6 protein-coding genes are annotated in these 6,941 nt (G+C 73.8%); 4 read left to right on the top strand and 2 right to left on the bottom strand.

The features are described from left to right. On the bottom strand, positions 1-1,546 hold a 1,546-nt coding region (locus HF519_RS19565), incomplete at its 3' end, for a DEAD/DEAH box helicase (RefSeq protein ID WP_169414424.1). 173 nt (positions 1,547-1,719) lie between these two features. Here HF519_RS19565 and HF519_RS19560 point away from each other — a divergent pair. The 3 genes from HF519_RS19560 to phaZ are packed head-to-tail and all read left to right on the top strand — an operon-like array spanning position 1,720 to position 5,493. Next, the gene (locus tag HF519_RS19560; RefSeq protein WP_169414423.1) at positions 1,720-2,937 is read left to right on the top strand and encodes a YihY/virulence factor BrkB family protein; all 1,218 of its coding nucleotides are present in this window, start codon (positions 1,720-1,722) and stop codon (positions 2,935-2,937) included. Next, on the top strand, positions 2,900-4,636 hold the full coding sequence (locus HF519_RS19555; RefSeq protein ID WP_211170273.1) for a PHA/PHB synthase family protein: 1,737 nt from the start codon (positions 2,900-2,902) through the stop codon (positions 4,634-4,636). The genes HF519_RS19560 and HF519_RS19555 overlap by 38 nt, the downstream gene beginning before the upstream one ends. Continuing rightward, positions 4,633-5,493 carry a poly(3-hydroxyalkanoate) depolymerase gene (gene phaZ / locus HF519_RS19550; protein WP_312860217.1) on the top strand — a complete coding sequence of 287 codons (861 nt, stop codon included), beginning with the start codon at positions 4,633-4,635 and terminating at the stop codon, positions 5,491-5,493. Before HF519_RS19555 ends, phaZ begins: the two co-directional genes overlap by 4 nt. Positions 5,494-5,597: 104 nt before the next feature. Here phaZ and HF519_RS19545 read toward each other — a convergent pair whose 3' ends face one another. After that, complete coding sequence (locus HF519_RS19545) at positions 5,598-5,846, bottom strand: DUF3039 domain-containing protein (protein ID WP_169414421.1); 249 nt, start codon at positions 5,844-5,846, stop codon at positions 5,598-5,600. 10 nt (positions 5,847-5,856) lie between these two features. On the opposite strand from HF519_RS19545, the gene HF519_RS19540 reads away from it, so the two are divergent. Next, entirely contained in the window at positions 5,857-6,780 is a 924-nt protein-coding gene (locus HF519_RS19540; RefSeq protein ID WP_169414428.1) for a pseudouridine-5'-phosphate glycosidase, read from the top strand. Positions 6,781-6,941 lie beyond the last annotated feature (161 nt).

Here is a 6,941-nt window from a genome sequence, read left to right as displayed (position 1 = left end):
GGGCGGGGGTCGCCCGGGCCTGGGCGCCGGTCCGGTTCCCCCGCGCGAGCCACTCCTTCTGCCGCTGGTTGAGCAGCGTCCGCACCTGATCGGGCTCCAGCAGGCCGGGCAGCCCGAGATAGTCCTCCTCGTCGGCGCTGAACGACGTGCCCTCGTAGATCAGCTGGTCGAGCTCGGCCTCGGCACCGAGCGCGGTGAACGACGGCTCGTCCTCCCCCGGCTCGTCGTCCTGGCGCTGCGCGGCGGCGAGCTCCTCGTCGTTCCACTTCTCCTCGGCCCGGTGCGGCTTGCCGAGGACGTGGTCCCGCTGGGCCTCCAGCTCGCTGGCCAGCCCGAGCAGCACCGGGACGCTGGGCACGAACACGCTCGCGGTCTCCCCCGGCCGCCGCGACCGCACGAACCGGCCGATGGCCTGGGCGAAGAACAACGGCGTCGACGCGCTCGTCGCGTACACCCCGACGGCCAGCCGCGGGACGTCGACGCCCTCGGACACCATCCGGACCGCGACCATCCACCGGTCGTCCGAGGTGGCGAACTTCGCGATCCGGTCCGACGCGCCCGCCTCGTCCGAGAGCACCACCACCGGCGGGGTCCCGGTGATGTCGGTCAGGATCGCGGCGTAGGCCCGCGCGGCGGTCTGGTCGGAGGCGATGACGAGCCCGCCCGCGTCGGGCATGCCGCCCGCCCGGTGGCCGGTCAGCCGCTTGTCCGCCGCGGCCAGCACCGCCGGGATCCACTCCCCGCCCGGGTCGAGCGCGGTCCGCCAGGCCCGCGCCGTCTGCTCCGCGGTCAGCGGCTCGCCCAGCCGGGCGGTCATCTCCTCGCCCGCGCTGGTCCGCCAGCTCGACACGCCCGAGTACGCGAGGAACACCACGGGCCGCACGACCCCGTCGGCGAGTGCCTCGGCGTAGCCGTAGGAGTGGTCGGCGCGGCTGCGCAGCGCCCCCTCGGCGTCGGGCAGGTAGTCGACGAACGGGATCGGGTTGTCGTCGCTGCGGAACGGCGTCCCGGTCAGCGTGAGCCGCCGCGCCGCGGGGTCGAACGCCTCCTTGACCGCATCGCCCCACGACTTGGCGTCACCGGCGTGGTGCACCTCGTCGAGGATCACCAACATCCGCCGGTTCTCGGTGCGCGCCCGGTGCAGCATCGGGTGTGCCGCGACGCCTGCGTACGTCACCGCGATGCCGGTGTAGTCCGACGACGTGCCGCCCGCGGAGTTGCGGAACTCGGGGTCCAGGGCGATGCCGGCCTGCGCCGCCGACTGCGCCCACTGGTACTTGAGGTGCTCGGTCGGCGTCACGACCGTCACCGCGTTGATCGTGCGGTCGGCGAGGAGCTCACTCGCGACGCGCAGCGCGAACGCGGTCTTACCGGCCCCGGGGGTCGCGACGGCGAGGAAGTCCTGCGGCTTCGCGGCCAGGTAGCGGGCCAGGGCGCTGCGCTGCCACGCGCGCAACGGCCGCTGGGACGGGCTCACTTCAGGCGGAGTGATGGCCTGCGACACACGACTCCCCAGGTCGGATGAGTACGGCTGCGGCCGGCGCATGGGCGGACCGAGCCGGCCACGCGACGCCGCGAGGCACGACTGACACCCCGCAGTGGCCGGACGACCCCACCACCGTGCGGGCGTCGATCAGGGTAACCGGGACCGATCGTGCGGCGAGTCGTGACCCGCCGCCGTAGGACGATCTCGGCGTCGTGGTCCATCCTGGGACGGCCATGGCCAGTGAGACGAGCGTGTCCCCCACCGGGAACGGCACCCCCGCGCACGATCCGGAGCGGTCCCACGCGCGGTCCGGCGACCCCGGCCGGCCGCGCCGTCGACGGCGTGGCATCCGGCGGGTGATCGGGCGCACCCTGGACAAGGCCTGGGGAGACAGCATCTTCTCGATGGCCGCGCAGGCCGCGTTCTGGCAGGCGCTGTCGCTGCCACCGCTGTTCCTCGCGCTGCTCGGCTCGCTGGGCTACGTGGGCGGGTGGTTCGGCCCGGACACGGTCCGGATCGTCGAAGGGAAGATCGTCCAGTTCTCCCGCCAGGTGTTCACGCCGGAGGTCGTCGACCAGATCATCGCGCCGACCGCGGCCAGCATCCTGACCATCGGGCGGGCCGACCTCGTCTCGACCGGGTTCGTGATCTCGCTGTGGGCGGGCTCGTCGGCGATCTCCTCGCTCGTCGACTCGATCACCGAGGCGCACAGCCAGTACGACGTCCGCCACCCCGTCTGGCAACGCGTCTTCTCGCTGCTCATCTACCTGTTCGCGCTGGTCGCCGCGGTGTTCACGCTGCCGATCGTGGCGCTGGGCCCGGACCTGCTGCCGGAGGTGCTCCCGGAGGCCTGGCGCCCCACCGCGACCTCGATCATCGGCGCCTTCTACTACCCGGGTGCCGGGCTGCTCCTCGTGCTGGTGCTGACCGCGCTGTACAAGGTCGCGCTGCCGCACAGCCTGCCGTGGCGGCGGCTGCTGCCGGGTGCACTGCTGGCGATGCTGGTCTTCATCGTCTCGACGACCGGGCTGCGGGTGTACATGGCCGTCATCACCACCACCGGCTACACCTACGGCGCGCTGGCCACCCCGATCGCGTTCCTGCTGTTCGCGTTCCTGCTCGGGTTCTCGATCGTGCTGGGCGCGCAGTTGAACAACGCCGTCGAGGAGGTGTGGCCGTCCCGCCCGACCCGGCGTCAGCGCCGGTTGCGCCGGATGCTGTCGATGCGCCGCATCGCCGCTCGCGCACTGTCGCCGGCTGGTCCGGACGGTGCCGGGAACACCGGTCCCTCCGGGCCGGTCACGGGGTCCGGGGCGGCGGCACCGGACAGCGACCGGGTGACGCCCGACTTGCCCGCGAACGGCCTTTCCGCCCATGCTGCTGCCGGTCCCCGTCCCGCGCGAAGGAGAGCACGTGACCGCGCAGTCAGCCGCCGGCAGCACGGCGGATGATCGACCCGACGACGGCGACGACGTCGTCGCCGCCGGGCTCGACATGCTGCTCACCGACGCCGCGCTCGGCCCGCTGCGCCGGATGCTGCCCGGGGCGTCCGGGCTGAAGCTGGCCGCGGCGCTCGCGACGAAGCCGGCCTCGCTCGTCCGTCGCGGGGTCTCCCTCGCCACCGAGCTCGGCAGGATCGGGCTGGGCCGCTCGGAGATCGCCCCGGACGCGGAGGACCGCCGTTTCACCGATCCCGCGTGGACCGGCAACGGCCTGCTGCGGCGGCTCGTCCAGACCCACATCGCCGCCACCGGTGCCGCAACCGACCTGGTCGACGACGCCGACCTGGACCGGGTCGACGACGAGCGGGTGCGATTCGCGGTCGCCAACATCTCCGACGCCCTGGCCCCGAGCAACAACCCGCTGCTCAACCCGGTGGCCTGGCGGGCCGCGCTCGACACCCGCGGGCGCAGTGCCGTCGAGGGACTGCGCCGGCTGGCCGACGACCTGTCGAGCCCACCGCGGGTGCCGTCGATGGTCGAACCCGACGCGTTCGAGATCGGCGAGGACCTGGCCGCCACCCCGGGCGCGGTCGTGCTGCGCACCCCGGTGTTCGAGCTGATCCAGTACCTGCCGCAGACCCGCGAGGTCCGCGACGTGCCGGTGCTGATCGTCCCGCCGATGATCAACAAGTACTACCTGGCCGACCTCGCCCCCGGGCGCAGCATCGTCGAGCACCTCGTCCAGGGCGGCCAGCAGGTGTTCCTGATCAGCTGGCGCAACCCCGAGGCCGAGCACGCCGAGTGGGACCTCGACACCTACGGGCAGGCCGTCCTCGACGCGATGGACGCCTGCGAGCGGATCACCCGGGTCACACGCACGGCGCTCATGGGGTTCTGTTCCGGCGGCCTGATCACCGCGATGCTGCTGGCCCACCTGGCGGCGATCGGCCTCCAGGACCGCGTCGCCGCGGTGGCGTTCGCGGCGACCGTCCTGGACCAGGACGGGGCCGGGACGACCGGCGCAACGCTCGACGAGGCCACCGCGCGTGCCGCGACCGAGGCGTCGGCGGCGAAGGGCTACCTCGACGGCCGCACGCTGACCGAGGTGTTCGCCTGGTTGCGGCCGGGTGACCTGATCTGGAGCCACTGGGTCGGCAACTACCTGCAGGGCAAGCCGCCGAAGCCGTCCCACATCCGCTACTGGAACACCGACACCGCCCGGATGACCGCGGGGCTGCACCGCGATCTCATCGGCATCGCTCTGACCAACGCGCTCCTCACCCCGGGCGCGGCGGTCATGCTCGGCACGCCGCTGGACCTGTCCAAGATCGACCGAGATGCCTACGTCGTCGCCGGTGGCACCGACCGCCTGTGCGCCTGGCAGTCCTGCTACCGCACCACGCAGCTCATCGGGGGAAAGAGCCGTTTCGTCCTGTCCACGAGCGGGCACATCGCGTCCATGGTGAACCCGCCGGGCACCGCGGACACGAGCTTCCGGGTCACCGCGGACCCGGTCACGCCCGGTGGACCGGCCGACGCGCAGACCTGGCTGGAGACGGCCGGCACCGAGGACGGTTCCTGGTGGCCGGACCTGCTCGGCTGGCTGGGCGAGCGGTCGGGAGGCCTGCGCGACGCGCCGCCGGGGCTCGGGGGCCGCGGGCTGCACGCCGTGCACCCCGCCCCCGGCGAGTACGTGTACGCCCGGTGAGCGCCCCGCCGCAGGGTCCGCGGCCGCGGGCCGCCGACGACATGTTCGAGGCGACCGTCCGCGGCCGCACGCTGCGGGTGTCGATCCGCCGCGCCACCGGAGGGCGGGGACCGGCGCGGACCCCGCTGTTGCTGCTCAACGGCATCGGCGCCGGCCTGGAGCTGTTGCAGCCGTTCGTCGACCGGCTACCCCGTGAGCTCGAGGTCGTCCGGTTCGACGTGCCGGGCATCGGCGGGTCGCCGCTGCCCGTGCTGCCCTACCACATGTCGACGTTCGCACCGCTGGTCGGCGAGCTGGTCACCCGCCTCGGCTACCGCGAGGTCGACGTCATGGGCTTCTCCTGGGGCGGGGGGCTCGCCCAGCAGTTCGCGGTGGCGCAGCGCCGGCAGACCCGCCGCCTCGTACTCGCCGCGACCGGGACCGGTTCGCTGATGGTCCCGGGGCGCCCGCAGGTGCTCGGCCGGATGCTCACCCCGCGCCGCCACCGCGACCCGGAGTACACCCGCCGGATCGCCGGGGAGATCTACGGCGGCACGATGCGCACGCACCCGGAACGCGCCGCGGACGTCCTGCACGCCTACACCCGCACGGGCCCCCGGCGCGGCTACTACTACCAGCTGCTGGCCGGCGCGGGTTGGACCAGCCTGCCGTTCCTCGGCCTGATCCGCCGGCCCACGCTGATCGTCGCCGGCGACGACGACCCGATCGTCCCGGTGATCAACGCCAAGATCATGCGCCGGGGCATCCCGAACTCCCGGCTGCACATCTACTCCGGCGGGCACCTGGCCCTGCTCACCGAGGCCGACGAGCTCGCTCCGGTGATCGACGGCTTCCTCGCGGAGCCGGATCGGTCCTGATCACCGCCACATGGCGGCGGCTCCGGCCGGGATCGACCGGTGAGCAGCGACCGACGGCGCGAGGACCCCGGCCGCCCCGGGGCCGGGGTCCTCGGACGCGGAGGTCAGTCGTCGCCGCCGGGTCGAAGCGACTCGTAGATCTTCTTGCAGTCCGGGCAGACCGGGGAGCCGGGCTTCGGCGACTTGGTCACCGGGAAGGTCTCGCCACACAGCGCGACCACGAGATTCCCGAGCACCGCGCTCTCCGCGATCTTGTTCTTCTTGACGTAGTGGAACATCGTGGGCTCGTCGTTGCCCGTCGTGTCGGTGCCCTCGGGGCGGGTCTCGACGTCGGGAAGCACCTGGGTGGCCATGTCGTCCATGATGCCGCACGTGCATGAATCCGTCCGCTCCCCCGTCACCTCCCCCGACGTCGCGGCCGCTCTCGCCGACGGGCGCGGCGTCGTCGCGTTGGAGAGCACGCTGCTCGCCCACGGTCTGCCCGCCCCGCAGAACCGGGCCGCCGCCGAGGAACTGGAGGCCGCGGTCCGGGCGCACGGCGCGGTACCGGCGACGGTCGCGGTGCTGGACGGGGTGCCCCGGGTGGGGCTGAGCGCGGCCGAGCTGGACCGGGTCTGCGCCGGCGGCCTGGACAAGCTGTCGGTCCGTGACCTCGGCGTGGCCGTCGGCCTGGGCGGTGACGGCGCCACGACCGTCGCCGCCACCGCGGCGCTCGCGCGGGCTGCCGGCGTGCAGGTGTTCGCCACCGGCGGGCTCGGCGGGGTGCACCGTGGCGCCCGGGATTCCTGGGACGTCTCCGCCGACCTGGCCGCGCTGGCCGGCACCGGCATCGTCGTCGTGTGCTCCGGGGTGAAGTCGATCCTCGACGTGGCCGCGACGCTGGAGGTGCTGGAGACCGAGTCGGTGCCGGTGCTGGGCTACCGCACCGACGCCTTCCCCGGGTTCTACCGCCGCGACTCCGGCCACCCGGTCCCGTGGCGGGTCGACGAGCCGGCGCAGGTCGCCGCGATCTGGCGGGCGCACCGCGGGCTCGGCTCGGCCTCAGGGCTGGTGCTCGCCCAGCCGGTGCCGGTCGCCGACGAACTCGACGGCGCTCTGCACGACCGGTTGCTCGCCGGGGGCCTCACGCTGCTGGCCGAGCGCGGCGTGACCGGCAAGGACGTCACGCCGGCCCTGCTGGAGCACTTCCACGCCGGCAGCGGCGGCGCGAGCCTCGCGACGAACCTCGCGCTCGTGAAGGCCAACGCCGGGCTCGCCGCGCAGGTGGCCGTCGAGCTGGCCCGGTGAGCGCGCCGGCCGGGGTCCTGGTCGTCGGCGACCTCGGCGTCGACCTGCTGCTGCCCAACTCCGACGAGCTGCGTGTGCTGACCGGCTCGGCCGACCCGGCGTCGGCCACGGACCTGCTCGACGACGTCGGCGCGGTCGTCGTCACCGCGGGTGCGGCCGGG

Origin of the sequence: Pseudonocardia bannensis (genome assembly GCF_012911875.1) — a bacterium.
Classification (GTDB): Bacteria; Actinomycetota; Actinomycetes; order Mycobacteriales; family Pseudonocardiaceae; genus Pseudonocardia; species Pseudonocardia bannensis.
The sequence above is the reverse complement of the archived record's forward strand: the minus strand, read 5'-3'. Positions and strand labels throughout refer to the sequence as shown.

Excerpts from the sequence above, each read along its gene's own strand:
- HF519_RS19560 (WP_169414423.1), top strand. The coding sequence starts at position 1,720 with ATGGCCAGTGAGACGAGCGTGTCCCCCACCGGGAACGGCACCCCCGCG.
- HF519_RS19545 (WP_169414421.1), bottom strand. The coding sequence starts at position 5,846 with ATGGCCACCCAGGTGCTTCCCGACGTCGAGACCCGCCCCGAGGGCACC.
- HF519_RS19540 (WP_169414428.1), top strand. The coding sequence starts at position 5,857 with ATGCCGCACGTGCATGAATCCGTCCGCTCCCCCGTCACCTCCCCCGAC.